This is a genomic window from Deinococcus gobiensis I-0 (genome assembly GCF_000252445.1).
Classification (GTDB): Bacteria; Deinococcota; Deinococci; order Deinococcales; family Deinococcaceae; genus Deinococcus; species Deinococcus gobiensis.
The window spans coordinates 2105841-2131875 of the sequence record NC_017790.1; the positions used below are offsets into that span (position 1 = coordinate 2105841).

The window sequence follows — 26035 nt, forward strand, 5'->3', positions numbered from 1 at the left end:
CTACCTATGTGACGTTTTAGAAAAAGAGAGAGAGGGTCGTATGGAGAACCTCACGCTGAACCACTCCCTGAGTGGCTTGAGAGGTTCGCTCTATAGGACCCTCCCTCGGAAAATAAATCGTCACATCCCTTTTGGAGAGAAAAACATGCGTATATCACGTGTTTTTACGACTCAACCATGTGACGCTCTGAAATCGGTACATGCCCAAGGGGGGTGCTGAGATGGCCCTCGTTGGTACTACCGTGCCCAGCAAAGCCAAGACGAAGAAGCTGCTGCCCCTGATCCTTGACCAACTGGACCGGGAGTGGACTGAGCTGCGCCTCGATTGGGGAGCCGAGGCCACCGACCCGCGCAACACCGACGAGGCCGGGCTGCTGGCCTACTTCCACACCTGCCTGCGCCCGGCGCTGCATTGGGTGCACGGCGACCCCTACACGGTCGTCTTCCCCGACGAGTACCAGAGCGAGCGGCTGGCCAAGATGTGTGGCTACCTGGGCACCCTGCAGGCCGCTGACGTGGCCCAGGTCCAGGCAGCCCGGGAGCTGAACCTGCGGGCCCTGCGCGAGAAGTGGGGGCCTTACCGCGACCTCGCGATTCCGGAAGGCCTGCCGGACGGGACCAGCGCGCTCGAAGCCGAGGTGCTGCCCTTCACCTGGGCGGCCATCGAGACGCTGTGGCAGGGGCCGAACTGGATCGGGGACGGGCCGGCGCAGTTCCTGCCTCAGTTCCACTCGAAGGCCAGCGCGGACTTCCACCTGGCCGCGCTGGCGGTGCTGTTCCTGAACCGACAGTTGCACCGGAAGCTGACCGACCTCACGCCTCAAGGAGGCAACTGAACATGACCAGAAATGACGAGCTGAAGGCGGGGCAGGGCTTGAGCGTGGAGCGCGTGCGGGAGCTACTGGATGGTCGTACGCCGGGCGAGTGGAAGGTCTACAAGTACTGGAATGGTCGGCTGGACGTGCACAGCCCGACTGGGGAAGACGACACGTGTACTAGCGGGATCACGTACCCGACTGCGGTGGATATGGAACTGCTGGCTCTTGCCCCTGCGCTGGGTGAAGCCCTCATTTCAAGTGAGGCCCGTGTAGAGGCCCTGACCTTGGAGCGTGATCGGCTGGCGCACGAGCTGCGGCTGCTGCGGGAAGCGGTGGGGGGCGAGGGTCGGGTGACGCTGCCCAGATCCATGGTTGTTCAGCTTGAAGAGGCCATCAGCAGTGACGCACGGGAGGGGCTAACCGGGCTGGATGCTCAGGACTATTCCCCTCTTCTCGGGGAGATGCGCAGCGTTCTGCGGGCGACCCGCTTTACTCCGCTCTCCAGCGACACACCTGAGCGGTCGGGGGGTGAGGGGTGACCCTCTTCCACCCGGGCCGGAAGGCCACGCACAAGTTCAGGGCGGTGCGCAGCGAGCGCGACGGCATCAAGTTCGACAGCAAGGCGGAGGCCGACTACTACGACGTGCTCAAGCTTTCTGCACAGGCGGGTGACCTGGTGGGCCTGATGCGGCAGCCCGTCTTCTATCTGCCGGGCGGCACGAGGTACGTCGCGGACTTCCTGTGCTTCTGGGCGGATGGGCGGGTCGATGCCCGGGACGTGAAGGGTATGGAGACGGCCGAGTTCAAGGTGAAGTGGCGGGAGGTCCAGGCGGCCTATCCCTTCATGACCTTCGTCATGGTCAAGCGCAGCGGCAAGAGCTGGAAGGAAGAAGCGTGACCTCAGGGGGTGAGTTGGCGCAGCTGGTCGATTTTCCACTGCCAGTAGACCCCCTGGACGCCAACCCACAGCGTCCAGGCCGCCGCAGCCCACATGAGTGCGCGCGCCCACCGGGGGATGGGCTGCCTCTGGATGCGCGGCAGGATGAGCAGGAAGCCGACCATCGCGCCGACCGTCAGCAAGGTATGCAGCACTTGACCCCAAAGGGTGTCGGTCTGCTTGGGCAACACCACGATGAACAGGAGCAGCAGTCCGATGCCGATGCGCTGGTTCTGCGACAAGGAGTTGAGCGGGGTCATGACCTCTGCATAGCACAGACCCCTGCTGCCCTTGAACTGAATTGGAGCATTGCATGACCGACAAATTCAGCATGGCCGACCTGACGGCTTCTCTCCTGGCGGGGGAGGTTAGGCGGCTTCCCGCCCCTGAGAAGACCCAGGCAGCCGAGCAGGAGGGTAAGGGGGGCTCTCCCCTGCCCGTTGTTTCTGAGGCGGCCCAGCGGCCGGTACGGCGCCGTCCTGCGGGGGCGGCTCAGGCCGAGGTGAGCAGCCGGCAGTTGCAGCGGGATGCTCGAGCATTGGCCGAGGCGTGGTTGCAGGCCCTGCGGGTGTGGGACGTCCACCAGACGACGCGCGTGATCAGCAGCCGGACCGCCTCGGGTGGTGGGGGCAACATGCGTTTCCTGGTCGGCCAGTACACCAATGCAGCGGGCAGCGTCGCGGCCGGCCTGAGCGTGCGCGAGCTGAATACTCCTGTGGGCTGGGTGGCTGAGTCGGCGGTGGTCCGGCGCTGTGCTGCTGATCCGCTGCTGTCCGAGGTGCAGGAGGGGCGGGGATTGGCAACCCTGATCCATGCGAGCGGTCGTGGGTGGGCCGGGCAGCGGGCTCGGGAATACGCAGCGGTACTGCTGGCCCTGGCTCATAACTTGGGAGACACAAAGGCCACCGAGGTACTATATCTTGCATTTGCGGAAGATCGAGATACACTATCTGTAGAGTTGGACCAGTAGACGCAAGCCCTCAGAGTCGCCCCCGCCGGGGCGGCTTTTCGTTGCCCACTCACGTTTCTCTGACAGGGCCCGGCTAGGGTCAGGTGTACCCACAACCAAGACCGACCGGGTGAAGTCGGTGAGGGACGCCCCACCGCCGCGTGGGGCTTTTTCCTGCCGACACTTGGCTGCCGAACCTCACCCCGTAGGAGGTACCTGCTGATGCCCAGACGCAACCGAGGCCGGGCCGCGAAGGTCCGGCGGCACCTGGAACGCCGGGAGCCGCCGCGTTTGCCGCCGGTGCCGCGCGTGTTCCCGCAGGTCACCGAGCCGTTCTACCTATACGAGCTGGGGCTGAAGCATGAGCCGTTCATGCGGACGCCGCCGCGGGGCGAGCTGCCGCCCATCATCCGCACCCGCCGCTAGGAGGTGACCCCGCCCATGACTCAGCCCGACGCCCCTCAACCGAAGACCGCCGACGAGTTGGGCGCGGCCCTCCTGCCCCGTGACCGCGTACTCGCCGATACCTACCTCGCCAATTGGAACAAGCGCTTGGCCGGTGAGGCCGCCAAGTACAGCGAGAAGGGTAAGAAGTACCTCGACCGCTTCAAGCGCGAGGACGTGCGCGCCTACATCGCGGCCCGGCTTTCCGAAGAGGTCATGAGCGCCGAGGAGGTGCTGGCCCGCCTCAGTGCGCGCGCCCGCCTCAGTGGTGAGGACTTCTTCGAGCAGCAGGCCTATGAGGTATCGGTCTACGAGGACCGGCCCCTGCAGTTCAAGATCGACAATCTGGAAGCCCAGGTTGGGCAGATGCTGGCCTATGACCCCGAGGTGCTCAAGTCCCGCATTGAGAGGTTGCAAGCCGAGATCTCGGAGTTGACCGTAGAGCTGGCCCTGAACCCAGCGGCCACATACCGCGTGCAGGTCGGGACGGAGACGCGGTACCGCACCGTGCCCAGCCTGGAAGCCGCACGCCAGAACGGCGTGCTTCAGTTCGTCGAGGGGGCCGAGTACGGGCCCAGCGGCCTCAAGTTCAAATGGGCCGACGCCCTGCGCGCGCAGGAGCTGCTGGGCAAGCACCACAAGTTGTTTACCGAGAAGCACGAGCACTCCGGTCGTGTCGGCATGGTCATCGGCATCGACATCGTGCCGCCCGAGGGTGCCCAGTGACGGCCGTCCACGACCTCACCGAGGTACGCGGCGGTCGGCTGAAGGTCAATCTTCACGCGGGCCAGTACCGGGCCTGGAAGAGCGAGGCCCGCCACGTCCTGGTCATGGCGGGGACGCAATCTGGGAAGACGTCGTTCGGCCCCCTCTGGCTGTACCGAGAGATCCAGCGGCGTGGCCCGGGCGACTACCTCGTGGTGGCCCCTTCCTTCCCTCTCCTGGAGCTCAAGCTGCGGCCCGAGTTCATGCGCCTGTTTGACCGGCAGCTGGGCCTGGGCGACTACACGGGCTCACCCACGAAAAAGTTCGTGTTCAGCGAGGAAGGCAGCCGGGTCACCTTCGGGGACCGGTACCATCCGGACATTCCCACCCAGGTCTTCTTCGGGCACGCCCAGGACCCGGACAGTCTGGAGTCCGCCACGGCCAAGGCGGCCTGGCTCGACGAGGCGGGGCAGAAGAAGTTCAAGAAGGCTTCCTGGGACGCGATCATGCGCCGCCTCGCCATCCACCGGGGGCGCGTGCTCTACAGCACCACCCCGTATTACATCGGCTGGCTGAAGCGGGACCTTCACGACAAGGCGGACGGCAAGCTCATCGAGCTGATCAACTTCCGCTCGGTGGACAATCCCATGTTCAGCCAAGCCGAATACGACGAGCGGAAGGCTGCCATGCCGGACTGGAAGTTTCGGATGTTCTACGACGGGGTCTTCACGCGCCCCGCCGGTCTGATCTACGACGTGTTCGATGCGGAGAAGCACGTGCTGGAGCGCTTCCCCATTCCCGACACCTGGGAGCGGGTCTGGGGCCTGGACTTCGGGGCCGTGAATACCTGCGTGGTCAAGTTGGCGCAGCAGCCGGATACGGGTCACTGGTTCGTGTACGAGGAGTACCTGCACGGGGGCCGCACGGCGAAAGAGCACGTGGCCGCCTTGCGTGTGGGTGAGCCCATGGGCCGGGTGAAGGCGGTCGGCGGCGCAGGGTCTGAGCAGAACTGGCGCGACGAGTTCAAGGCAGCCGGGTTGCCGGTGCTCAAGCCAGAGGTCAGCGAGGTCGAGGTCGGCATTGACCGGGCCTACGCGCTCCTCAAGTCCAATCAGCTGTACTTCTTCGAAGACCTGGAAGGTCTCGTGGGGGGCGACGAAGAGGACGGCGAGCTACCGACATACAGCCGCGAGCTGGATGAAGACGGTGAGCCCACCGACGAGATCGAGGACAAGAGCACCTTCCACCGCCTGGACGGCCTGCGCTACGCCGCCACGCTGATCCGCTCCGGACCTACAGCCGGGCCGGTGCGCCGGCGACAGTCCACGGTCACGACCTGAAAGGAGGCACATGAACAACCCACTGCTGCGCCTCCTGCTGGCGCGTCTCAACGAGGCCCAGACCGATCTCAACCGGCTGGGCCTCTACGCTTCCGGCCGCACCCTTGGCGTCAACGGCAGCTTCTGGAAGGGCCGCAAGGGCAAGGGCGGCGACATGACCCAGGTGCTGACCAGCCTCGTGCAGGATGACCAGATCGGTCCGGCCATCAAGCGCATCGTGGACGGTCAGCTGGACAAAGACCCCGACTGGCAGGCCCTGGAAGGTCCGGCCACCCTGATCTCGACGGGCGAGGCCGCGCCTGAAGGCGCGGGCGAGAGCGTGCGCCCCGACGAGCGCGTGGACGCCATGACGACCTGGCACACCGAGGCTGCCCTCATCACGGCCCTGCGCAGCGCCGCCTGGGCTTACCAGTGGGCGGGCCGCATGGTGCTGCGGGTCTACATCCCCGACGAGTACCGCGACCTGATCGAAAGCCGGGCCGCCTGGACCCTGGCCGAGGCGCTCGAGCTGGTGCATGTGCAGTCGGTAGACCCCCGCGACGGCGGCCCGGTGATCGACGCCCACGGCCGCGTCCTCGGGTACTTCTTCGCCTACCAGGTCACCGACCCTGTGCGGCGCACCACCACGAAGTGGGTGGAGTTCCACACCCAGGACACCGTGCAGCTCTACCAACGGGTCGGGGGGCTGGCCCTGAACCCGGTGGGCGAGCCGATGCCCAACCCGCTCTACGACGAGACGCGCCTGGGCAGCCGCCGCCGCGAGTACCTCATGTGGCACGCCGACCGCCTGGGAGGCACGGCCATCACGCCCAGCGCCATCGACGCGCAGGACCGCCTGAACGCGGCCAACACCTACATGGGCCGCAACGACGACATGACCGGCTTCCGGATGATCGTCACCGGCAACGCCGAAACGCCGGTCGACGACCTCGGGAAGCCCACCACCTGGAAGGCGGGGCCCGACGTCGTGATCACCCTCATCGGCATTCCCAAGGACGACCGGGACAACCCGACAGATGGGGGCCGGGAGACGCCGACCTTCCAGATCATCGACCCGGTGGACCCCCGGACGCACAGCATCCCCAGCATCAACCACTGGGGGCGCAAGGTCATGGCGGCCTTCGACCAGGGCTGGGCAGCCGACGGCGAACTGGAGGTGAGCGGCGAGAGCAAGCGCGTGAGCCGCAAGCCCCACGACAAGCGGGTCATCTTCGCCAGTGTGGACACGGGTGCGGGCATGGCCTGGGCGCTGCGGGCGGGCCTCATGCTGGCATCCAGTCTCGTGGGGGAAGAAGCGCTGCGGGAAGCCGCGGCCGTGCGCTTCCGGCCCCGGATGTACCTCGACGTGGACAGTGCCAATCTCGCCGAGTACCTCGCCAAGCTGAGCGCGTACGAGAAGGGTGGCCTTGATCTGGAAAGCCTTCTCGAAAGCACGCCCAGTTTGACAGACGTCGCGAGCGTCAAGGCGCGCGTGGAGGCCGAACAGGCGGCGAAGGCAAAGGAGGCGGGTACCGGTGCAGCTGGCGCATGAGCCCCAGGGCGAGACGGGCGCGTGCCTGTACTTCGCCACCTATGGCCTCACCCACGACCCCGTCTGGCTGGCCTACGCGCGTGACGGTCCCGGCGACCCCACCGACGAGCTGCTCTGGCTCTCGCGGCTGGCCCAGGCGGGAGTCGCGATCTTCCACGCCCTCGTGATCCAGCGCAGCTACGCCGACCCGGTCGGTCCCTCCTTCTGGGAGTGGCAGCGGCAGCATGCCCACACCATCAGGCCCGGCCGGGTGCCACTGATGGTTACCTTCCTGGGGCAGAGCCAGGTGCTCTACCACGCCGTCGCTCTGGTGCTGGACACCATGACCGGCGACGTGACCGTGAGCGACAGCTGCCAGCCCGCGCTCCAGCACTTCACCTGGGCCGCCTTCCTCGACACGCGCTATGCCAGGGCCTACCGCGTGTCGATGCTGGCGGCCTTCCCGGACTCAGCCGGCTGAGTCCTGCCCGTGGGCCTTCTGGCAGGCCGGATGTAAGCCCCGTTTCGACCCTTCGCGGCCCGCCCAGGCGGCGGGCCCTCGTCATGCTCCCAGGAGGACCGCATGCGCCGTTCCCACACCTCCACCCTGTCCCTGCTCGCCGCTTCCCTCTTCGCCCTCCGGGACCACCTGACCGGTGACGACACCGATCCGCCCAAGCTCTCCGAGCAGGAGTGGGAGGAGAAAAAGCGGGCCGATCTGAGCAAGAAGAGCCACGAGCAGCTCGTGACCAAGCAGGTCGAGCTGGAACGCGATCTTCAGAAGGCCCGCGCCAAGGCCGTGCCGGAAGGCAGCCGGGTGCTGACCGCTGATGAGGCCAAGGAATACGAGGCCCTCACCGCCCTGGGCGCAAGCAAAGACGTGAGGGCCCGACTGGAGAAGGGCGACGCCGCCGTGGTCACCCTCGCCGGGCGCGAGCGGGGCGACACGCTGCGCGAAGTGGCCGAGGCCGCCGGGTACAAGCTGCCCGTGCTGACTCGGCTGGCCGAAGGCCTGACCTTCGAGATCGGGGCCGAGGTGGAGAAGGACGGCAAGAAGAGCAAGCCCGTCACCGTCAAGTACGAGGACGGCAAGAAGACCGCGCCGCTCGACAAGTACGCGAAAGAGCACTGGTCGGACTTCGAAGGCAGTCTGCGGGCAGACGCCTCGGGCGACAAGAAGCAGCAACAGCAGGAGCAGCGGCGCGTGACCACCGGGGGCGCAGGCGCTCCCCAGACGAAGACGGCCGGCGACGGCCTCGCGGCCAAGCGTGCCGACACCCGCTACTCCATGTGACCTAGGAGGTCATCCTCATGGCAGATATTCCTCAGTCCACCAAAAAGGGCGTGCTGATCGACGCGACCAGCGCCCGCTTCGCCCTCCAGTACGCCGGCGACAACTTCGCTGGGGTCGAGATGCCCGCAGGCGGCACCCCGGTCGAAGTCCGGCCCGGTGGCCGGAACGGCAAGCTCTACCCCTGCGGCAGCGGCGTCTTCGCGGGCATCACGCCCGAGGGCAAGCGCGTGGGGCAGCCCAGCACGTACTTCGGGACCGGCACCGTGTTCCACGCCAGCGACGACGGCAGCCTCGTCGTGGGCAACCTGTACTACGTCAGCGCCACCCCTGGGCGCATCGCCGACGCCCCCACCGCGAAAGACAGCAAGGGGGCGTTCTTCGCCGTGACGCCGAACGACCTGCAGGTCATCCGCGTCGGGAGCCTGACATGAAACGATCCCCTCTGACCCTGTCACTGCTGGCCAGCGCTGCCGCCCTCGCCGTGCGCGACCGCCGGACCGGTGACGAGCGCACCGGGACCTACTCGCTGGCCGACCTCACGCAGGTCACCAACCAGACGATCACCGAGTTCGGCCGGGAAGCGGTGGCCGAGGCGGTGCTCGACGACCTGGCGAACCACAACACGCGGGTCATCGAGATGACGGACCTCTTCGCGGAGCAGACCACCGAGCGCGAGGAACCTCAGCCGGTCACCAGCAACGCGCGCGCGAAGAAGGTGGACGAGGTCGGCCGCGTCAGCACCAAGAAGGACGATGCGCCCGGCAAGGTGGGCTACCCCATCGACACCAACCAGCACGCGGTGGGCTGGGACGCCGACTACCTGCTGGTGGCCACCCCGGCGCAGATCGCCCTGACGACCATCGCCGGTGAGCAGGCCATGCTGGCCGAGCACATCGCGAGCATCCGTGCGGCGCTGATGAACCCGGTGAACTACACGCACTACGGGTACGTCGACGACCGCACCGAGACGACCGTGAAGCGGCTCTACAACGGCGACGGCACGGTGCCCCCGCGCTCCCCCAACCTCACGACCTTCAACGGCACCCACAACCACTATCTCGCCAACGCCGGTCTGAACACGACGGTCGCGCAGGCACTGATCCGGACGGTCGCGGAGCACACCATCAACGCCCAGCTGGTGACGTTCATCAACCCGGCCGACGCGGAGAGCTGGGCGGGCCTGACCGGCTTCGTGCCGCTGATGGACGCGCGGGTGCGCGTGGCGACCGATCAGAGCGTGGGTGTGGCCGCGCTGGACACGGCGAACGCGACCGAGCGCGACATCGGCTACTTCGGGGGCAGCGTGGTCCGTACCCGGGGGTGGATGCCCGTCGGGTACGCGCTGACGCTGGACGTGAACGCGGCGGCCAAGGTGCTGCGCCGCCGGGTGCCGCGTCAGCCCATCCGGCAGGGTCTGCGGATCTACGCGGGGGGCTTCGTGTTCCCGCTGCAGGCCGACTTCCTCGTGGAGCAGTTCGGTTACGGGGTGTTCAACCGGGGCGCGGCGGCGGTGCTGGATTACACGCACAGCACATACACCGTGCCTGACGGCCTGGAGGGCTGAACGTGAGCAACGACAAGCCTGTGTTCATCGTGGACGGCGTGCAGGTGTACGCCGATGGCAAGCCGGTTCAGCAGGAGCCGGCGCAGATCTCTACGCCCGTTGGGGGTGAAGAGTTGGAGAAGTTGCGGGCTGACCGCGACAGCCTGTTCGGGCAGGTGCAGGGTTTGCGTGGCGAGCGCGAGGATGCCCTGAACTTGGCGGCCCAGAACGGGCGGCTGCTACGGGAAGCCCAGCAGGATTTGGCGAAGGCGAGCGAGGACCACCGCCTGACCCTGGAGCGCTTACTGACCGAGAGCAAGGAGCGTGTCGCGGCGCTGGACGCGGCCACCCAGGAGCGCAATACCGCTCAGCAGGAAGCAGCCTCCGTGCGTGCGGAGCTGGGCCGCGCGCAGCAGGAAGGCGGCGACGCGCTGGCCCAGGTGTCCACCCTCACCCAGAAGGTGGCCGCCCTGGAAGGCCGGAAGGTGCTGCCCGAGGACGCCCTCGAGCGCATCAAGAAGGTGTCGGGCGTGGCCGACAAGTACGCGCAGCCGATTCTCGACGCGCTCACGGCACCTGCCTCGCCGCCCAGCGAGTAAGCCGTGGACCTCGCGCAGCGGCTTGCGCTGGATTTCAGGGCCAGCGACCTGGGCGACACCTCGGACCAGTTCACCGCCCGGCTGGGCTACGTGGTCCAGCAGGCCGAGGCGCGCGGCACCGCCTCGGAAGCCCAGCAGGAGGCTGGGGCGCGATACGTGCTTCTCGGCGCGCAGCTCCGGCAGCTCACGCGCAAGGCCGAGCGGCTCAAGGCGGCGAGCGGGGCGGAGGTGCAACAGGATCTCGCCACCCTCATCGCTGAGGTCCGAGCCCAGATGAAAGAGCAGCTCACGGCTTCTGGCCTTGGGCCGGCCCCAAAGCCCCGCCGGGGGCAGCACTTCGACCGAGATGGAGGTGACCTACTGATGGACGACCTGAGTCTGGACATGCAGGCCCTCCAACAGGAGTTCCAGGGGGCGCTGGGCGAGAACGCGGGCTTTCTCTACCCGTACACGAAGCTGGCGCCCACCGGCGGTCCTGCCTTCCAGGGCAGTGTCTGGCCCGCTGATCCCCGGAGTCGGGCCTATGCCCATGCGGTGAGCACGGTGCCCGAGCTGGCTCAGGCAGACGTGAGGTTCCTGACCGTGGCACCGGGGCAGGAAGCACCCGGCGAGGGTGCGCGGATTCCGTTCGACGGCGGGACGCTGACCCTGCACTTCTGGGGGCAGGTGGATCCACTGAGCGGCGAGAGCATCGGTGCGTGTTCCTGGGTGGCGGGGTGAGCATCGCCACCGATCTGCACACCCGACTGCGCGCTGCGCTGCCCCCCGAGGTACCTGTGCTGCCCCCCGAGGACCTTGAGATGCCCAAGGGGGGCCGCAAGCCTGGGCAGGCGGCGGGGCTGGTCGGGTACCTCACGCAGCATCCCCAGGGATACGTGCAGGTTGAGGAACCTCTGCCCATCTCGGCCAACAGTGTCACCGCCACTTTCTGGGTGGCCGTGGCCGCCACTGCCGCCTCACCCACCACCGCCGCCGCCCTGGCCCTCTTGGTGCGCCGCGCTCTGGCCGGCAGCCCCAGGGACCCCGGCCCCTATCCCCAGGTCACCCCCGCTGAGGCTGTCCAGCTCAGCCCCGGTGTCTGGACCATCCGCCCGACCTACCAAGTCCTCACCGTGGACGGCATGTCCACCGCACTCCAGGAGTAACCATGTCCCTCGTTGTCGTCAACACCGCCACTGCCCTGCTCGCCGCCAACCTCAGCAAGGAAGGCCGGCAGGTCCTCTTCTCGCCGGTTGACCTGTTCAGCGGCATCTCGGCCGGTGACTTCGCCGACCTCGGGTACTTCCCGGCCGACGCGACCATCGCCCCCACCAGCAACATCACCCGCACGCCGGTCACGGCCCAGAACCGCGAAGGCGGCGCGCCGGTCACGCTGGCCAATCCGGTCACCGAGATTGAGGTCACCTACGAGATCCCGGTGCTGACCCCCGACGACCTGATCCGCGACCTGCACGGCGGCACCCCGGCCACGGCCATCACGACCGGGCCGCTGGCTGGCACGAAGGTCAGCCCCTTCAACCCCGGCGCGTCGCTGCTGGGCCGCATGATCGTGATCAGCAAGCGCGGCAACAGCAACATCGTGCGCGTCGCGTGGCACCCCCGCGCGTTCCTCCAGAGCAACGGCTTCGGCGACTCGCAGGACAACGACACGGCGCTGTTCACGGTCAGCCTCCAGGCCTTCGACTACACGCCGGGTACGGAACTGTCGGCCTACGACGCGCAGATCACGCAGTACGGCGCCCTGTTCTCGGTGCCACGCGAGAAGCTGTCGGCGCTGCTGGACATCCTGGCCGAGGAAGCCCTCCCGGCCTGAGCCCTCACCGGGCTGCCCTCCTGGGCGGCCCACCCCAACACGAGATTCCTATTTTCTGGAGGCTGGGCATGGACTCTATTCGGCGAACCATCGTGCTCAGCACGGGGCCAGTCACCCTCTGCGCCTGGGGCGCAGGAGCGGCAGACGGCCACCTGATCGACCTGTTTACCCTCACCGCCACGCTGGGCGAGCTGCGGCGGGAGGCCCTCGCCTATGAGGCCGACGCTGTAGAGCCGCAGGTGTGGGCCGCGTTCTGGCGGCTCACGGCGGCGAGCGTGGCGCGGGGCAGCGCATTGGCGGGCCCGCTGCCCTGGCCTGACGTCCTGGCCGTGCTGGACACGCTGTGGGACCTGAACGACGTGGAGGAAGCCGAGGGAAAACTGGGGGGCCTGACGCGGCGACTGGAGCAAGCCAGGGCGCGTCAGGCCCCCCAGACGACACCCTCGACGAACAGGTGATCCGGGAGTTCGGCGCAGCGGCCTATGCCGAGGTCATGACCTGGCCGCGCCGCCTGATCCTGCGGGCCATCGAGATTGAGCGCGAGCGACAGGCAGCCCAGCGAGAGGCCTTCCTGACCGACGTAGGCATGGGGGACCAGATGGACCTGGGCCGGCGGTACGTGGACCCGAAAGCCAAGAAGGACACCGGCGGGGCGTACTACGATCTCTCGCCCTTCAACCGCCACCGGGACGCCCTGGCCCGCATGGCGCGGCCATGGGAATACACGCCCGAGGCCGTGCAGGAGCGCCGTGAGGCGGCCGAGGATGCCCTCTGGCAGAAGTTCCAGGAAGTGGGAGGGATGCGCGCATGATCAAGCTGGATGGTCGCAGACTGACGAACGCCCTGGTCAAGCTCGAGCAGGCCTGCGACGCCATGCCGCAGATCGCGGAGACGGTGAGGGCGGAGGCGCTGGGGCATCTCATTCTGGGGGCGCGGGTCAATATCTACTCCACCACCCCCGGGGCGTACCGCCGGTCACAGGATCTCCTGCGGGGTCTGGATACCCGCAGCCGGGCCAGCCGCAACCGAGCGAGCGTGACCGTGCTGAACACCGTGGAGTACGCGGTCTATGTGGAGACGGGCCAGGACAGCATGAGTCTGGCGCAGCTGCAACAGCTGGCGCTCCTACAGAACAACCCCGCGGACCCCCTGAGCCTGGGGCGCAGTGGGGTGAACTGGACGGCACCCGGCCCCATCGTGACCGGCGCGCAGGTCTTCGCACTCAGGCGCATGCAGGAGCTGTTCTTGTTGAGAGCGAGAGCGGCGGTGCGTTAGGGCGGGATGTCTAGCTCTGCCGTGCGCGTTTGGACGTGCGCGCTAGTGCAGGGAGGAAATGGTGTTATCTACGTGCCTTAGGCATATGTGTCTCCCCACTACCTCACTCAAATCACAATTTATTCGCCGTAACGGGCTACCCTCTCCCTCTTCACCAAAAGTCCTATCTTCGTAAGATCTGAGGCAGTAGAGTCGGCAAGTGACAACACGTCGCTCCAAGGGGGGTGCCAGATGACCTTATCCGGAAAAACAATGAATTCCTTCCTCTTGACCGTGGGGCAGATGTCCGCACGCCAAGTAGGTGTATCGGCCCCCCCTGCTTCCGACATCCCGGGGCTGCCCCCCATACAGGAGATCCGGCGGGTACGCCTCCTGCTAGCCGAGGCTTGGCTGACTTTTGATGAGTCAACCAAGCGAGAGCTGTATGAGCAGGCCAGAGCAGCGCAGCAAGATTTTCAAAAGCCTCCCAACTTGTGGAAGCTGCTAAAGAACGCTCATCGGACTGGTCCAGCGATTATGCAAATGTTCAAGCGTAGCGGGCTGGAACAGAGCATGGATACGTTGATGGAGTATAAGCAGGAATTTAATGCATTTCTGCGGGATCTGATAGCTGCTTGGGAGAGAGATCAGGGCGGCACTATGGAGGTTCTCGGTGCTACTCCAGATGAAAGAGCCGCATTAGTAGCAGTCAAGCAGCTCAATCCCCTTGGACTCCGTAATATTGTGGTAGAGCGCAGCAGCGAGGGAGGGTTGAATCTCAAGTGCCTAGTCAACCCTGAAGTTGAGTACGAATACGAGCCGAGCCAGAAAATTGGTGTTGCCCTGATGAGTGCGGTAAATGCAGCAGGAGGCTGGGTTGATGAGATAGACTTCATCCCAGTCCATGCCTAACCGGGAACGCCACCAAAAACAAGCAAAGCACAATCGGCGTTTCTTAGATACGATACCGACAGAATATCCGGATTGGTCTATCACGGTCATGATGTATGTCTGCCTGCACGGCTGTCGAGCATATATCAGCGGCGTAAGACCGGGTTACGATGCACCAGATCTCAACTACGGCAGCATACAGAGAATTCTGCAAACAGATATTCCAGATCCACAGCCTGATTTGGCATTTAGCTTCAGTCAACTAGTAAAAATGAGCTATAAGTCGCGCTACCATTGCCAATCAGATATAGAAATTCAAAAAGTCTATAAAAATGCAGTTCAGGCATACGAAGCCACCATCAGAAAACTTGATGAGCTAGGGATCTCAACAGTACAGTGAAACATATCGCCAGCCCCCGCCCAGCGCGGGGGCGCTTCATTGGGGGTGAAACGTGCTGGTTTCTGCCCCTACTCCCGCCCCACTTGGCTACACTGGATGTCTATGAAAGTCTTCCTGAGCTGGTCCGGAGAGCCCTCCAGGCAGGTTGCTAAGGCACTTAAGGGATGGATCGAATTGGTGCTGCCCGGTGTACAACCTTGGATGTCGGATAAGGACCTAGGTGCCGGAGTCCGCTGGTCCCAAGAAATCGAAGCCAGTCTCAAACTTAGTAGCTTTGGTGTAATTTGTGTAACCGCTAGCAACAGAAATTCCCCCTGGCTTAACTTTGAAGCTGGCGCTATTTCAAATAATCTTTCAGAAAATGGTGACTCCAAAGCTAGAGTAGTTCCCTACTTGCTAGATGTGGTGTTTAATGACATTAACGGTCCACTTTCTCAGTTTCACGGTAAACAGTCTAATAAAAGTGGCACTTGGGAGTTGGTTCAGTCGTTGAACAACCTCTCAAGTCAACCAAGGGATATTAGGCATTTGGAAAAAACATTTGAAGCATTCTGGCCTGAGCTAGAGGATATGTTAGCTGACGCTAGTGCCTTGGCTGAAAAATCTAATAATAAAAATATTAATCAAGAATCTGGCCTTAGAGATGAAGATGATAAAATGAATGAAATGCTTACAATACTTAGAAATATTAATAACTCCCCTCCCGAGGTTGGAGCTGAGAATCTTAGCTCTAAAGTCACTCCAGCAAAAATTCGGAGTCTTGCCAATAAGCTTGGTAAAGACCTAGGCCAATCTACCGATTTAATAGAAATAAAAGCTAAAGGTAGAGAAATATCTATAATTACAGTGCCAATGACAGACGAGAGAAAGGAAGAGCTGAGGATAAGAGCACATCAGACATTAAGCGAATATACCAGCGAGAAAGTCATCATTAGATGGGCCGTCTTATTTGAAGATGGGCATATCGAGAGCGATGGAGTCACCTTCGCTTAATATGGATTATCTCCAAAAATCTAAACAGCCAAGATGGCCGCCATAGAGAAAAATCGAAGCCCTCGCATCATGCGGGGCTTTCAATTGGAGGTGAGATCGTGCTGATTTCTGCCCCGACCCCTACTCCACCCTGGATACACTGGAGGCCAATGAAAGTCTTCCTGAGCTGGTCGAAGGAGCCGTCAAAAAGCATCGCCACCTTCCTGCGCGGGTGGTTGACGGACGTGATCCAGAGCCTCGAACCCTGGATGTCCGGCGAGGACATCCCAGTGGGCGACCGATGGGCTAACCAGATTTCTGGTGAGCTAGAGAGCCGGAACTACGGCATTCTGATCCTCACGCCAGAGAACCAGTTCCAGCCCTGGATCAACTACGAAGCTGGAGCGCTCTCTAAGATGGTCGGCTCTAGCCGGGTCATCCCCTACACCTTCGGTTTCAAACCTGCCGATGTCAGCAGCTCGCCGCTAACCGCCTTCCAGGGGGTAGAGGCGAACGAGGACGGCACATGGCGGATGCTGGTCGAAATCAACAAAGGGCTTCCCGTCCCCCTGGCTGAGCCGCAGCTCCGGCGCGCCTTTGAGAAGAATTGGGGTGACTTGGACGCGGAGTTGAAGCGGGTAGCCGAAGTAGAGGCAAAGCGGGAGAAAGCCAATCCGGGTACTACCCCGCCGCCCAGATCGGATAGCGACAAGCTGGACGAGATGCTGCCTCTCCTTAGACAGATTGCCCAGCAGACTAAGGAATCTCCAGAAGACAGATATAGACGAGCGCGAGGGCAAAGGAATATAGATACTACCGCAGAAAAAATAGCCCTGGCTTTTAAATCAAGACCGACTATAAGTTTAGATGTTCCCAAAGCTTATACAAACGGAGACGACATAGAAATTCGTATTAATTCTATTCTTGCAGAGATATCCAAAAATGAACTTCCTATATTTCTGAATAGAGTTATTAACAATAACGGTATTTCCGAAATGCACTTCACCATTATGGCAAGTGATGCCAAGAGCTACGATAAGTATAGAGCTTGGCTAGGAAGTATTTGCGAGGCTCATAATAATTCAAGAATGCGATTAGTCATAACCAATGAGCAATAGCTAGAAGCCCTCAGCCAATGCTGGGGGCTTTCCATTGGACAGGCAAATCACTTAACCACGGAAATACAGGAGAAAATTTTATGGCTCTATCGGCTCCAGCTTCACGCGCACCCCCAAGAACTCGAACAGCTCCAGGGCAGTGTCCGTGAGCAGTGCTTTTTTACCCGTGAAGTAGGGATTCACGGCCTGCCGACTGGCCCCTTTGAAGGTTGCAAATTCGGCCTGAGTTTTGCCAGCCCGGCGCATGGCTTGTTCCAGCTCTCCGATCAGTTCTGCTTCGATATGCCTCACCTCCTAACTGTAAATATCGTAAACCTCAAGGGTTGACATGTCAACCCAGCGGGTTTACTATGAGGGCAGCAGAAAAGGGGTCCTTCCGACCAAAGATGAACCCCCTTCTCTGCGACCCCTGGAGGTCTGTATGAAGTATGACGCGCAGCAGCAAAAAGTTCCCGCCCCTGGCACCTACCGCGTGTTCAATGCCCTGAGCTACACCCAGCAGGAGCTGCATGTGGATGCCAGCGGGGCCGACATGTACGCCGCCGCTACGGGTATCTACCCGGCCACCTTCCTGCGCCGCGTCACCCTCGACGATGTGGCCGCCGTGCTGGACTGCCCGCTGACGAAGGTCTACAGCTTCACCCCTGCCCCGGTGCCCGTGCCTACCATCGGCAAGCCCGCCGCGCGCGAGCTGCACCGCGAGCTGGGCCGCGCAGGCATCCCCGCCAAAGAGCACTACGGTTACGCCTCAGCCGCCCTCGACCTCCCCGTCTACAGCCTCGCCCTACTCACTCCCGACCAGTTAGACGCCGTGCTCACCTTCCTCGACTTCACCCACGGCGCACACGGTGAGGCGGCTGCATGACCCCCACCCTCCTGCCCTCCCTCAGCCTCCTCCCCATCTGGGCACGACTCCACACCACCGCTCCCAAGCTCTTCCCTGAGTGGGGCAGTGATGTACCCACGCCCCTGCGCCTGAACTGGGACGCCCTGGGCAGCACTGACCCCGACCACGCCACCCTGGAAGTGCTGGGCTTACTGCGCGCCCTGGGGCTGGGCTGGGCCTGGGATACCCGGCACGGCGAGTTAGCCGTACAGGATGCTCAGGGCAGCTACGGTTACCACGGCACCCTCCCCCGTCACCTCGACACTCATATGGTCTTGCTGGATGGGCTGGCCGACCTCCTCACCGACTTTCCCGAACTGGGCGAGCCAGACCTCTGGCTGGACGGCGTGCCCCTGCGCCGCCCCGAGTTGGCCTGGACGGCAGACGGCTGGACGATGGACGGGCAGCTCATCCTTCCAGTAGAGCCTCGCCCGGTAGCTGAGGGCTGGGCGTGACTGGGGGGCAGGCTCGCCCCCTGCCCCTGTACGGGGTATGCGACTCCTGCGGAGCTCCCAACGGCATTCCTTACCACTATCCCACGGGTGCGATTGAGTACCTCTGTACCCGTTGCGCCCAACGCCGCGCCATCTATGACGCCGCCTACGACCAGCTCGAATTGCAGGTTCGGGGCGTCGTCAGCGCGTGGCTGAGTGTCTGGGGCACCCTGCCCGGCGTGGTGGACCTGCATGAGCACCTGCTCCAGATCGGAGCCAAGGTGGAAGCGGACTACAAGGCCGGGACATTCCCGCCGGAGGGAGTTCAACCCTTCCTCCCTGCGGCCTGAGTGAGTCGGTAAACGAGCGTGGCCCACTTTCGGGTGGGCCTTCCACTTCCAGTCCCAGGGGAGGACAGCAGGATGACCAGTTACAGCACCAACGATAGGCACCGCACGCGCAACCGCGCCCGCGCCCGGAAGTGCGGGGCGAAAGGCGTATTCGATGGGCAGGACGTAGAACGGCGCATTGACCAGCAGGAGGCCCGCTGCCACTACTGCGGGGAAGAGTTGGACTTCGACGGCCCAAACAAGTGGCAGGTAGACCACTTCATCCCGCTGAGCCGGGGCGGCTCGAATTGGGCGAGCAACATCGTGGTTGCCTGCGCGGGGTGCAACCGGGATAAGGGCGACCGCTTTCCCTGGGAGTACCGGCCTGCCCGGTTTGAGGAGGGGTGTGGACGTGACGGGTGAGACGAAGCGGTGTAGCAAGTGTGGGGAGGAGAAGGCGGCGACGTTGGAGTTTTTTGGGAAGCAGAGTAAAAGTCCAACTGGGCTACATAGTTGGTGCCGCGCGTGCATCAAGATCACGGCCCGCGCTCGCTATGCGGCAAACCCCGAAAAGGCTAGACGCCAAGCCTTAGAATCCCGCAGCCGTAACCTCGGCTCAGCTCTGGAAAGACAGCGGCGTGCGTACCGTGAGCGAATGGCCGATCCGATGAGGGCGGCGGCAGAGCGTGAACGCAATAAGACGCGCAGCCGACAAGAGCGGGCAGCCAATCCTGAGAGACAACGACAGCGCGTCCGCGAGCATAGGCAGCGTCACCCTGAGCTTTGTAAGGCGCGTGGCAGGGATACCAAGGCCAAGGCGTACCAGCGCGACCCGGAGAAGTTCAAGGCGCGTACCGCTGCCCAGCGAGCCTTGCGGTTTGGCGACGGGGGCAAGATCACGGGTACTGATCTACGCGCCGCATTTGCGCGGCAAAGTGGCTGCTGCCATTACTGCGGCGAGAAGGTGGGCCGAACCGCTGGCCCTTGGCACGCTGACCATTTCATCCCTATCTCTCGTGGAGGCGCAAACGTTGCTGAGAACATCGTGATCGCTTGTGAGCCGTGCAACCGGCAGAAGTACAACAAGATGCCTTGGGAATTCATGCCCGAAAGGTTCAGTCCGCCGACGCCCTAACCTCAACTTAAACTGACCTCGAAGGCCCGCCTCAGCGCGGGCTCCTCTATTTCTCGTCGTCTATGCGTACTCGGGGACTACGGGCGTCCCCAGTCACGGTGCAGACGAGGGCTCTGCTGACCTGCCCAGCACCAGGAAGTGAAACCACCTTGAATTTCACCGTGGAACCGGACTGTTCGAAGCCTTGGGCTTTGATAAATCCCACCTCCTGAACCAACTGCTCAGCACGCTCTTGGCAGAGGCTGAGCACTCGACTTTCAGGAATTCCGCGCGGCGAAAAGTAGACCGCGACCCCCAGAGCGACTAGCGCGAGAACTGCTCCGCAGCCAATGTTGGCCCGCAGTGGAGACACTGCTGGCTTTGCTTTTGCCGTCATGCCTTTACCCTACGTTCTCCCCCTGATAGGAGGTGCACCGAATCATGACCCTACCCGACCTGAAAGGGACGGCCAGTCTCGACATCACCGATTTTCGCAAGGGCATCGCCCAGATGCAGGGCGACCTCCAGCGTCTCCAGGCCATTGCCAAGAGCGCTGGCACCATCAAGATCACCACCGACCTCCGCGCCGCGAAACAGACGACCGCGGAGGTGGATCAACTGCGCGCCGCCGCTACCCGGCCTATCAAAATCAACGCCGACGGCAGCGGCCTGCGGGACACCGACCGCGCCGTGCGCGAACTGGCAAAGTCGGTCAAGGCGACGCGGGACCTTTGGCAGACTCAGGTCATCACAGATGATGAGGCGGCTCTTTCGGCCCAGCGGCTGCGGAACGAGTTGCTCAAGTTGGCCGCTGCCGAGGACACCAGCGCCGAGACGCTGGTCAAGGCTACCCAGGCCGCTGCCCAGGCCCAGCGCACGATGGACCAGGCGCGCGGCGAGGTCACCAAGGGCGGGTTTGCGGCCAATGCTGCGCTCGGCATCCTCGACGCCCTGGGCAATCTGGGCGGCCCAGCGGGGGCGGCAGCGGCGCAGATCGGCAACTTCATCACGCAGGGCCTGACGAAAGGCATAGACCAGGGCAAGCGCAGCGTGGCCGACGAGTCGGGGGAGCTATCCGACGAAGTGGTGCAGGCGCTCAAGCGCAAGCTCCGCATTCAGAGTCCCTCGGTCGTCATGACTGAGATCGGTGAATTCATCGTGCAGGGCCTCATCAAAGGGTTCAAGTCCGACACCGACACCCTACTGGCCGTCGTGCGCCGGACAGGCGAGCAGGTGCCCGACGCCTTCAAGGCTGGGGCTGGTGACGGCCAGGCGGGGGGTGCCCTCGCCGGGCTGACCGACAACCTCAAGAGTGCGACCGATGCCGCCGACGCCCTGGCCCCCTCTTTAGGCAGCGCGGGCGAGGCGGTGTCCTTGATCAACGATGCGACCTCCGAACTGGGCAGCGGATTAGCCCCCGTCGCTGAGGGCCTGCTGTCGGTCGGGACCGAGCTGGCCCAGGGACTGACTGCGGCCGGAGACGCCGCCGCCGAGGTCGCTCCGCAGGCCGATGAGGCAGCGGCGGGGCTTGAGGACGTCGCTGGAGCGGCCCAGGGAGTCGTTGAGGGACTGGCCCCGGTGGGCGAGTCGTTAGCTGCCGTGGGCCAGGAGATGGCCGCCGGGCTGGGGTTAGCTGGGGATGCCGCTGCTAATGCAGCGCCCCAGGTTGCCGCCGTCGGGAACTCGGCTGAGGAGACTGCCAGCGCAGCGGAGAACCTGACCGCCGGGCTCGCCCCCCTGGCTGCCGGGGTGCTTGCCTTCGGGGCGGCCCTCACGGCCGCTCTCCCTAAGGCGGCCGAGTTTCAGACGGCCATGCAGGCCATTGCCGCTGAAAGCGACCTGACCGCGACAGACCTCAAGAATATTGGGGATGGGCTGCTTGAGGTGAGCAATAACGTTGGTGTCTCGGCTGTCGCTCTTGCAAAGGCCAGTTTTGATCTAGTCGGGGCAGGAGTACGGGGGGCCGAGAGCAATGCCGCCATCGTGGAACTCGCTCGACAGGCGGCGGAACTGGCAACTGCTGGAATGAGTGATATTTCAAGTTCGGCGGACATCCTAAGTAGCGCTCTGAACGCTTTCAATTTGAGTGCCAGCAGTGCTACACGCGTCAGCGACATCTTCATTCAGACTGTGAACACCGGAAAAATAAGTCTGGAACAGATAGGCAGCACGATGGGCGAGGTGTTTCCGAAAGCAGCCAAGTTGGGCGTCAGCCTGGAATCCCTTTCGGCCAGCGTCGCTACCCTGACCTCTGTAGGGGTGCCTGCTGAGCAGGCCGTTACTGGGATCAACAGCGCCCTGGACAGCATCCTAGGACCAACCACCGAAGCCTCAAAAGCAGCAGCCGAGTTGGGCATTGGGTTTGATGCGGCGACCCTGAAAGCGAAAGGCCTGCCCCAGTTCCTAAGAGATGTAGCCACGGCAGCGAATGGCAGCACCGCCATCATGGCTGAGCTATTCGGCAGCACCGAAGCCGTTAATGCTGTGTTTGCATTGACCAGCGACGTGGGAGCTAAGAAATTCACCGAAGCTCTTGAGAAGATGGCGCACGCAAACGGCGCTACAGCAGAGGGTTTTCGAGACGCCTCCAACACCTACGAACATGCCCAGGCCAAGTTCACCGCCTCGGTTGACAATCTACAAATTGCATTTGCTAGTCGCTTCCTCCCCAGCATCACGAAGGCCACCGATGGCGTCTCGAAATTCGTACAGAGCCTTGACGAAATCGGCAGCAACGGGGCAGTGCAGTTCGTCGCCATCGTCGGCACGTCGGTGGTGCTGGCAAACACCTTCCTGAAGCTGAGCGCGGCTGCGAAGGCCGCCGTAGGCTCTACCGCGCTCTTTACCGCTGTCGCCAATGCTGGGGGGCTGAGTGCCTATATCGCCGGCTTGGGCGGGATCGCTGGTGCAATGACACTGGTTACGGGGGCGACAGTCGCCGCTACGGTTGCTGCTGCGCCGCTCCTCACGGTTGCGCTGGCCGTGGGCGTGGCTCTGTCTGGCTGGAAGCTGGGCAAGCTCATTGGCGAGATGAAGCTGTTCGGAGACGAGACGACGACCCTGAACGACAAGCTGACCGACTTCTTTGCCGTGACGCTCTTCGGGGCAGACAAAGATCTGATCCAGCAGATGCGAGAGGGGGAGGAAGCTGAACAGCGCCGTCAGCTCTCCCTGGAGCGCACTGGGCAGGCGGCCACCGATACCGCCGCCGCTATCCGAGCAACCGCTGCGGCCGAGGCGGCAGCGGTTGCCGAGCAGAACCGCGCCGCCGCCGCACGGGAAGCGGAAATCAACAAAATCCGCTCACAGAAAGCAGCCCTTGAGGACCTCGCCACCACACTGGAAGGCCGCCAGTTCACACTCAAGCTCGCTGGGAAATCCGACCTCCAACGCGAGCTGGCAGAACTGAAGCGTGATTTCGACGATCTCGCACAGAAAGCCCAGGACGCCTTTGCGGGCGACCTGAAGAATCCTAAGCTGCTCACTGCCCTCAAACAGCTCCGGACCCAGCAAGCCGCAGAGGAGGCCGCCGCCCGCAAGACGGCAGCAGATAGGGCGGCGGCGACCGCGGGGGACGCAGCGCTGGCCGTCCAGAAGGCAGAGATCGCGGCCCTTGCCGATGGCCGCGCCAAGAAGAAAGTAGAGCGCGCCCTTGAGTTGCAGGAGTTTCAGAAGTCGGTCGACGATCAGGTGGCGGCTCTCTCCGACTTCCCCAAACGGCAGGCCGAGATCCAAGCTGCCGGCCGCGCCCAGGCGGCGGCCATGCGGAAGGGCTGGGCGCGCGAGGACGCTGAGGCCGCCAAGGAAGACGCCAAGCGGGCGGCAGAAGAAACGAAGGCGGCGGCGCGAGTCGTGGCTGATGCGGAATCTGCCGGGCGTGATGCGCTCATCGCGGGCATCGCTGATGAGACTGCGCGCCGCCGGGCGGAGCGGGACGCCCAGCTCTCCGACCTGCAGGACTCTATCGACGCCCAGGTGGCCGAGGTCGCCAAGTATCCCGACAAGGTGCGCAAGATACAGGAGGCCGGCCGTACTCGAGAGAAAGGGATGCGGCAGCAATACGCCAATGAAGACGCCGAGCAGGCCCGCGATACTGCCCAACGGATTGCCGATGCCTGGGCAAAGGCGCAGGACGCTGCCTATGCCGCCCAAGCCGCAGGTCGCGACAACGACCTGGCACAGTTCGAGTTGACCCTCTCCCGCCGCCTCGCCGGGGCTAAAGACAACGCGTTGGCCCTCGCACAGATTGAAGCGCAGGCCGTACAGGAGCGCGCTCGGCTTGCCCAGCAGAGCGCACGGGATCAGTACGCGGCCGACCGGCAGCAACTGGGCGATGCCCGGGACCGCGCCCTGGCCTCCGACAAGCTCAGTGATGGGGAGCGTCAGGCCATCTGGCGCGAGTACTACTCCAACCTCACCAAGCTCAGCACCGATTTCCAAACGGGAGAAACGGCCCGCCTCCAGAAGCAGGAGGAGGATGCACGGGCCGCTGCCGAGAAGATCAGGTTGGCCCGAATCGCCGCCGCCGTCCGTCCTGCCGAGGACGCTGGGCGCGATGTGTCGGCCATACAGGCCCAGCAGCAACTGGCGCAGAGTGCCGCCGAGCGCCTCGCTCTGGAGATCCGGATACAGGGGGCGCAGGAGCGTCAGGCCGCCGCCTACGCGGCCATGTTGGCCCGTGCGAAGGAACTGGGCCTCACCGACGAGGAACGCACCTCCCTGGGCGACAAGTTACTGGCGAGCAACAACGCCGTGCGCCAGAGCCAGCAGGCCCAGCTCGACCTGCAAAAGCAGATCAAGGGCGAAGCGCAGCAGATCGTGGACCTGTACGGCCGACTCGTGGTCCTGACCGGACGCGAGTCGGGTGCAGCGGCGGCGCAGCGCGAGCTGGCCGAGGCGACCACCCAGGTCGGAGACGCCTATGCCCGCACCCTGCCCTACCTCGACGCTTACCGCGCCGGCAGCCTGCGTCCACAGGATTACGCCTTAGCCGGTGAGGCGCTGGGCGGCCTAGTGTCGGCTCTGGAGGCGCAGCGCCAGAAATTGGAGGCCCTCCGGAGCGAGTACGACCGCCAGCGCGACGCCCTGAAGAGCGTGCAGGACGTACTCAAGGGCTTTGGGGAAGAACTGGGAGACCAGCGCCTGCTGGACAACGCCATCACGTTCAACCAGGCCACCTACGATCAGGCCAAGGCCGCACTCGACACGCTGCTCAAGGGTGGGCAGTACGACGCCGCGCAGCTCGCCGAGGCGACAGGCAAGCTTCAGACGAGCTACACGGGCCTCAAGGACGCTGTGGCCGCGCTGGGAGAGGCGCGGGCGCGCGAGTTTGAGCGGGAGGCGAAGCGGATCAAGGACGAGTCTGACCGCCGCACACGCCTCCTGGATGCCCAGATCAAGGCGGCCAAAACGGCCGGCCTCGACACCAGTGGCCTCGAATCCCAGCGCGACGCCATCGTGGCCGACGCCGAGCGGCAGGTGCGCGGGCTGGAAGCCAAGGCCGAGGCTGCCCGTACGGCCGCCCAGACCGCCCTCAACGACCGCACGCGGGGGCTACAGACACTCCTTCAGGGCGTGCAACAGGGCGCGGCGACAGCCCAGAAGGGCGTGACCGATCTTGCCGGGGAGGTGAAGCAGGCCGAGAAGGATGTGCAGGACAGCGCCGACCGGATGCGCAAGAGCCTGGAGGGCACCTTCGCTGGGCTGCCCATCCTGGCCGGGAAGGCGGGCAAGACAGCCGGACAGCAGTTCGCCGAGCAGTTCCTGGCGGGGGTGAAGAGCCTGAAGCTCCCGGCCCTGAGCGCCGCGGCCCCCGCAACCGCCGCTACTCGCCCGGCGGTGGGCAGCATCACACAGATCATCACCATCAACGGCCAGAACGTCACCGGGACGGCCAGCCAGACCACGAAGCAACTGCTCAAGGCGCTCGCCAACGAGGCCGAGGCCGAGTGCCGCAGGAGGGGACAGTGAGCATCTACAGCATGACCATCGGGGGCATCGTCCTCCAGCACCTGCCCGCTACCGAGGGTGTGACCGGCGAGGGGGGCGGGCGGGCCATCACCGAGCGCACCACTATTGAGGGCCGCGTGGTCGCCCTGCGCTCCCCGCTCCCCGCCGCGCGGCGCATCCGCGTGACCGCTCCCCAGGGCTACGCCATCAGCGAGGTGGACGCCCAGGCCATCCGCGCTCTGGGGGACGGGCCGTTCACGCTCTCCCTGACCGGGTACGAGCCTGCTGGCACGTTCGGCGGCTGCGTGTTCGAGGAGCCGCCCCGGTTCCCTTATCTCGCGCCGGGCCTCGTCGGCTATGACCTGAGTGTCTATGTGCCGCAGGGGGCCGCGTGACCTACCGAGCCGCATGGTATCTGTCCGACGGCACCACTCCTGCCCCCGGCCTGGATCTGGGTGAGGTCAAGCCGGGGCAGTCGGCCAGCGTGACCCGCCTCCTGAAGAACATCGGCGACCAGGCGCTGAGCGCCGTGCAGTTCACCCTGGCCGATGACCTCGCCGGGGTGACGGTGGACGTGGCCGGCGAGACTCTGGCTCCGGGCGTCATGTACGCCGCGCCGGGCCTCGCGCCGGGGCAGACGCTGAGCGTGACCTACACCCGCGCCGTGCCCGCCGATGCCGTGCCGGGGCCGTTCTCCGCATTCCTGACCATCCGGGCCCTGACCTGAGAGGAGGTG

General features: G+C 64.2%; 33 protein-coding genes. 31 read left to right on the forward strand and 2 right to left on the reverse strand.

Annotated features, from left to right (window positions below; all coding sequences use genetic code 11):
- The first annotated feature begins 221 nt into the window (after nt 1-221).
- The 3 genes from DGO_RS09900 to DGO_RS09910 are packed head-to-tail and all read left to right on the forward strand — an operon-like array spanning nt 222 to nt 1716.
- Nucleotides 222-836, forward strand: a complete 615-nt coding sequence (locus tag DGO_RS09900; protein ID WP_014685370.1) for a hypothetical protein — start codon at nt 222-224, stop codon at nt 834-836.
- Nucleotides 837-838: 2 nt separating this feature from the next.
- The gene (locus DGO_RS09905; protein ID WP_043801911.1) at nt 839-1357 is read left to right on the forward strand and encodes a hypothetical protein; all 519 of its coding nucleotides are present in this window, start codon (nt 839-841) and stop codon (nt 1355-1357) included.
- Nucleotides 1354-1716, forward strand: coding sequence for a DUF1064 domain-containing protein (locus DGO_RS09910; protein WP_050920770.1), 363 nt, complete (start codon nt 1354-1356; stop codon nt 1714-1716). Before DGO_RS09905 ends, DGO_RS09910 begins: the two co-directional genes overlap by 4 nt.
- A gap of 2 nt (nt 1717-1718) precedes the next feature.
- Here DGO_RS09910 and DGO_RS09915 read toward each other — a convergent pair whose 3' ends face one another.
- Nucleotides 1719-2015, reverse strand: a complete 297-nt coding sequence (locus tag DGO_RS09915) for a hypothetical protein (RefSeq protein WP_014685372.1) — start codon at nt 2013-2015, stop codon at nt 1719-1721.
- A gap of 53 nt (nt 2016-2068) precedes the next feature.
- On the opposite strand from DGO_RS09915, the gene DGO_RS09920 reads away from it, so the two are divergent.
- The 20 genes from DGO_RS09920 (at nt 2069) to DGO_RS21685 (ending at nt 16587) form a co-directional block, all read left to right on the forward strand.
- Entirely contained in the window at nt 2069-2725 is a 657-nt protein-coding gene (locus DGO_RS09920) for a hypothetical protein (protein WP_043801912.1), read from the forward strand.
- A 201-nt stretch (nt 2726-2926) separates the two neighbouring features.
- Nucleotides 2927-3130, forward strand: coding sequence for a hypothetical protein (locus DGO_RS23255; RefSeq protein ID WP_014685374.1), 204 nt, complete (start codon nt 2927-2929; stop codon nt 3128-3130).
- A 15-nt stretch (nt 3131-3145) separates the two neighbouring features.
- Nucleotides 3146-3874: a terminase small subunit gene (locus DGO_RS09925; RefSeq protein ID WP_014685375.1), complete on the forward strand. Its 729-nt coding sequence runs from the start codon at nt 3146-3148 to the stop codon at nt 3872-3874.
- Entirely contained in the window at nt 3871-5193 is a 1323-nt protein-coding gene (locus DGO_RS09930) for a terminase large subunit domain-containing protein (protein WP_050920771.1), read from the forward strand. The genes DGO_RS09925 and DGO_RS09930 overlap by 4 nt, the downstream gene beginning before the upstream one ends.
- A gap of 10 nt (nt 5194-5203) precedes the next feature.
- Entirely contained in the window at nt 5204-6724 is a 1521-nt protein-coding gene (locus tag DGO_RS09935) for a hypothetical protein (RefSeq protein ID WP_014685377.1), read from the forward strand.
- The gene (locus DGO_RS09940) at nt 6708-7184 is read left to right on the forward strand and encodes a hypothetical protein (protein WP_014685378.1); all 477 of its coding nucleotides are present in this window, start codon (nt 6708-6710) and stop codon (nt 7182-7184) included. Before DGO_RS09935 ends, DGO_RS09940 begins: the two co-directional genes overlap by 17 nt.
- 102 nt (nt 7185-7286) lie before the next feature.
- Entirely contained in the window at nt 7287-7997 is a 711-nt protein-coding gene (locus tag DGO_RS09945; protein ID WP_014685379.1) for a hypothetical protein, read from the forward strand.
- Nucleotides 7998-8014: 17 nt separating this feature from the next.
- The gene (locus tag DGO_RS09950) at nt 8015-8428 is read left to right on the forward strand and encodes a hypothetical protein (protein ID WP_014685380.1); all 414 of its coding nucleotides are present in this window, start codon (nt 8015-8017) and stop codon (nt 8426-8428) included.
- Entirely contained in the window at nt 8425-9561 is a 1137-nt protein-coding gene (locus tag DGO_RS09955) for a hypothetical protein (protein ID WP_043801915.1), read from the forward strand. Before DGO_RS09950 ends, DGO_RS09955 begins: the two co-directional genes overlap by 4 nt.
- Before the next feature lie 2 nt (nt 9562-9563).
- Nucleotides 9564-10139: a hypothetical protein gene (locus tag DGO_RS09960; protein ID WP_014685382.1), complete on the forward strand. Its 576-nt coding sequence runs from the start codon at nt 9564-9566 to the stop codon at nt 10137-10139.
- A gap of 3 nt (nt 10140-10142) precedes the next feature.
- Nucleotides 10143-10859, forward strand: coding sequence for a hypothetical protein (locus tag DGO_RS09965; RefSeq protein WP_014685383.1), 717 nt, complete (start codon nt 10143-10145; stop codon nt 10857-10859).
- A complete protein-coding gene (locus DGO_RS09970; protein WP_226991513.1) occupies nt 10838-11284 on the forward strand; it encodes a hypothetical protein in 447 nt (148 codons plus the stop codon). The genes DGO_RS09965 and DGO_RS09970 overlap by 22 nt, the downstream gene beginning before the upstream one ends.
- A gap of 2 nt (nt 11285-11286) precedes the next feature.
- On the forward strand, nt 11287-11952 hold the full coding sequence (locus DGO_RS09975; protein WP_014685385.1) for a hypothetical protein: 666 nt from the start codon (nt 11287-11289) through the stop codon (nt 11950-11952).
- A gap of 68 nt (nt 11953-12020) precedes the next feature.
- Nucleotides 12021-12410, forward strand: a complete 390-nt coding sequence (locus DGO_RS09980) for a hypothetical protein (RefSeq protein ID WP_014685386.1) — start codon at nt 12021-12023, stop codon at nt 12408-12410.
- Nucleotides 12407-12763: a hypothetical protein gene (locus DGO_RS09985; RefSeq protein ID WP_014685387.1), complete on the forward strand. Its 357-nt coding sequence runs from the start codon at nt 12407-12409 to the stop codon at nt 12761-12763. Before DGO_RS09980 ends, DGO_RS09985 begins: the two co-directional genes overlap by 4 nt.
- A complete protein-coding gene (locus DGO_RS09990; RefSeq protein WP_014685388.1) occupies nt 12760-13227 on the forward strand; it encodes a hypothetical protein in 468 nt (155 codons plus the stop codon). The genes DGO_RS09985 and DGO_RS09990 overlap by 4 nt, the downstream gene beginning before the upstream one ends.
- Before the next feature lie 231 nt (nt 13228-13458).
- The gene (locus tag DGO_RS23260) at nt 13459-14118 is read left to right on the forward strand and encodes a hypothetical protein (protein WP_145975297.1); all 660 of its coding nucleotides are present in this window, start codon (nt 13459-13461) and stop codon (nt 14116-14118) included.
- Nucleotides 14111-14497 carry a hypothetical protein gene (locus DGO_RS23265; RefSeq protein WP_145975298.1) on the forward strand — a complete coding sequence of 129 codons (387 nt, stop codon included), beginning with the start codon at nt 14111-14113 and terminating at the stop codon, nt 14495-14497. Before DGO_RS23260 ends, DGO_RS23265 begins: the two co-directional genes overlap by 8 nt.
- Before the next feature lie 102 nt (nt 14498-14599).
- A complete protein-coding gene (locus tag DGO_RS21680) occupies nt 14600-15490 on the forward strand; it encodes a toll/interleukin-1 receptor domain-containing protein (protein WP_169331006.1) in 891 nt (296 codons plus the stop codon).
- 149 nt (nt 15491-15639) lie between these two features.
- Nucleotides 15640-16587: a TIR domain-containing protein gene (locus DGO_RS21685; RefSeq protein ID WP_014685391.1), complete on the forward strand. Its 948-nt coding sequence runs from the start codon at nt 15640-15642 to the stop codon at nt 16585-16587.
- 78 nt (nt 16588-16665) lie between these two features.
- Here the strand turns inward: DGO_RS21685 and DGO_RS10000 are convergent, their stop codons facing one another.
- Nucleotides 16666-16878 (reverse strand): helix-turn-helix domain-containing protein, encoded by a 213-nt coding sequence (locus DGO_RS10000; protein WP_043801923.1) that lies wholly within the window; start codon nt 16876-16878, stop codon nt 16666-16668.
- Between the two features lie 130 nt (nt 16879-17008).
- Here DGO_RS10000 and DGO_RS21110 point away from each other — a divergent pair, with 130 nt between their 5' ends.
- From DGO_RS21110 to DGO_RS10040, 8 genes are all read left to right on the forward strand, one after another.
- The gene (locus tag DGO_RS21110) at nt 17009-17452 is read left to right on the forward strand and encodes a hypothetical protein (protein WP_014685393.1); all 444 of its coding nucleotides are present in this window, start codon (nt 17009-17011) and stop codon (nt 17450-17452) included.
- Nucleotides 17449-17928 (forward strand): hypothetical protein, encoded by a 480-nt coding sequence (locus DGO_RS10010; RefSeq protein WP_043801926.1) that lies wholly within the window; start codon nt 17449-17451, stop codon nt 17926-17928. Before DGO_RS21110 ends, DGO_RS10010 begins: the two co-directional genes overlap by 4 nt.
- Nucleotides 17925-18257, forward strand: coding sequence for a hypothetical protein (locus DGO_RS10015; RefSeq protein ID WP_014685395.1), 333 nt, complete (start codon nt 17925-17927; stop codon nt 18255-18257). Before DGO_RS10010 ends, DGO_RS10015 begins: the two co-directional genes overlap by 4 nt.
- A gap of 72 nt (nt 18258-18329) precedes the next feature.
- Complete coding sequence (locus DGO_RS10020; protein ID WP_043801929.1) at nt 18330-18659, forward strand: HNH endonuclease; 330 nt, start codon at nt 18330-18332, stop codon at nt 18657-18659.
- A gap of 232 nt (nt 18660-18891) precedes the next feature.
- Nucleotides 18892-19371 carry an HNH endonuclease gene (locus tag DGO_RS21690; protein WP_083847267.1) on the forward strand — a complete coding sequence of 160 codons (480 nt, stop codon included), beginning with the start codon at nt 18892-18894 and terminating at the stop codon, nt 19369-19371.
- Nucleotides 19372-19791: 420 nt separating this feature from the next.
- Nucleotides 19792-25320: a phage tail tape measure protein gene (locus DGO_RS10030; RefSeq protein WP_014685398.1), complete on the forward strand. Its 5529-nt coding sequence runs from the start codon at nt 19792-19794 to the stop codon at nt 25318-25320.
- Nucleotides 25317-25694, forward strand: coding sequence for a hypothetical protein (locus DGO_RS10035; RefSeq protein ID WP_014685399.1), 378 nt, complete (start codon nt 25317-25319; stop codon nt 25692-25694). Before DGO_RS10030 ends, DGO_RS10035 begins: the two co-directional genes overlap by 4 nt.
- Complete coding sequence (locus DGO_RS10040; protein WP_014685400.1) at nt 25691-26026, forward strand: hypothetical protein; 336 nt, start codon at nt 25691-25693, stop codon at nt 26024-26026. Before DGO_RS10035 ends, DGO_RS10040 begins: the two co-directional genes overlap by 4 nt.
- The last annotated feature ends 9 nt before the right edge of the window (nt 26027-26035 follow it).

Coding starts and splice junctions, on each gene's coding strand:
- DGO_RS09900 (WP_014685370.1), top strand. CDS start 222: ATGGCCCTCGTTGGTACTACCGTGCCCAGCAAAGCCAAGACGAAGAAG.
- DGO_RS09905 (WP_043801911.1), top strand. CDS start 839: ATGACCAGAAATGACGAGCTGAAGGCGGGGCAGGGCTTGAGCGTGGAG.
- DGO_RS09915 (WP_014685372.1), bottom strand. CDS start 2,015: ATGACCCCGCTCAACTCCTTGTCGCAGAACCAGCGCATCGGCATCGGA.
- DGO_RS09920 (WP_043801912.1), top strand. CDS start 2,069: ATGACCGACAAATTCAGCATGGCCGACCTGACGGCTTCTCTCCTGGCG.
- DGO_RS23255 (WP_014685374.1), top strand. CDS start 2,927: ATGCCCAGACGCAACCGAGGCCGGGCCGCGAAGGTCCGGCGGCACCTG.
- DGO_RS09925 (WP_014685375.1), top strand. CDS start 3,146: ATGACTCAGCCCGACGCCCCTCAACCGAAGACCGCCGACGAGTTGGGC.
- DGO_RS09935 (WP_014685377.1), top strand. CDS start 5,204: ATGAACAACCCACTGCTGCGCCTCCTGCTGGCGCGTCTCAACGAGGCC.
- DGO_RS09945 (WP_014685379.1), top strand. CDS start 7,287: ATGCGCCGTTCCCACACCTCCACCCTGTCCCTGCTCGCCGCTTCCCTC.
- DGO_RS09950 (WP_014685380.1), top strand. CDS start 8,015: ATGGCAGATATTCCTCAGTCCACCAAAAAGGGCGTGCTGATCGACGCG.
- DGO_RS09955 (WP_043801915.1), top strand. CDS start 8,425: ATGAAACGATCCCCTCTGACCCTGTCACTGCTGGCCAGCGCTGCCGCC.
- DGO_RS09975 (WP_014685385.1), top strand. CDS start 11,287: ATGTCCCTCGTTGTCGTCAACACCGCCACTGCCCTGCTCGCCGCCAAC.
- DGO_RS09980 (WP_014685386.1), top strand. CDS start 12,021: ATGGACTCTATTCGGCGAACCATCGTGCTCAGCACGGGGCCAGTCACC.
- DGO_RS09990 (WP_014685388.1), top strand. CDS start 12,760: ATGATCAAGCTGGATGGTCGCAGACTGACGAACGCCCTGGTCAAGCTC.
- DGO_RS23260 (WP_145975297.1), top strand. CDS start 13,459: ATGACCTTATCCGGAAAAACAATGAATTCCTTCCTCTTGACCGTGGGG.
- DGO_RS23265 (WP_145975298.1), top strand. CDS start 14,111: ATGCCTAACCGGGAACGCCACCAAAAACAAGCAAAGCACAATCGGCGT.
- DGO_RS21680 (WP_169331006.1), top strand. CDS start 14,600: ATGAAAGTCTTCCTGAGCTGGTCCGGAGAGCCCTCCAGGCAGGTTGCT.
- DGO_RS21685 (WP_014685391.1), top strand. CDS start 15,640: ATGAAAGTCTTCCTGAGCTGGTCGAAGGAGCCGTCAAAAAGCATCGCC.
- DGO_RS21110 (WP_014685393.1), top strand. CDS start 17,009: ATGAAGTATGACGCGCAGCAGCAAAAAGTTCCCGCCCCTGGCACCTAC.
- DGO_RS10010 (WP_043801926.1), top strand. CDS start 17,449: ATGACCCCCACCCTCCTGCCCTCCCTCAGCCTCCTCCCCATCTGGGCA.
- DGO_RS10020 (WP_043801929.1), top strand. CDS start 18,330: ATGACCAGTTACAGCACCAACGATAGGCACCGCACGCGCAACCGCGCC.
- DGO_RS21690 (WP_083847267.1), top strand. CDS start 18,892: ATGGCCGATCCGATGAGGGCGGCGGCAGAGCGTGAACGCAATAAGACG.
- DGO_RS10030 (WP_014685398.1), top strand. CDS start 19,792: ATGACCCTACCCGACCTGAAAGGGACGGCCAGTCTCGACATCACCGAT.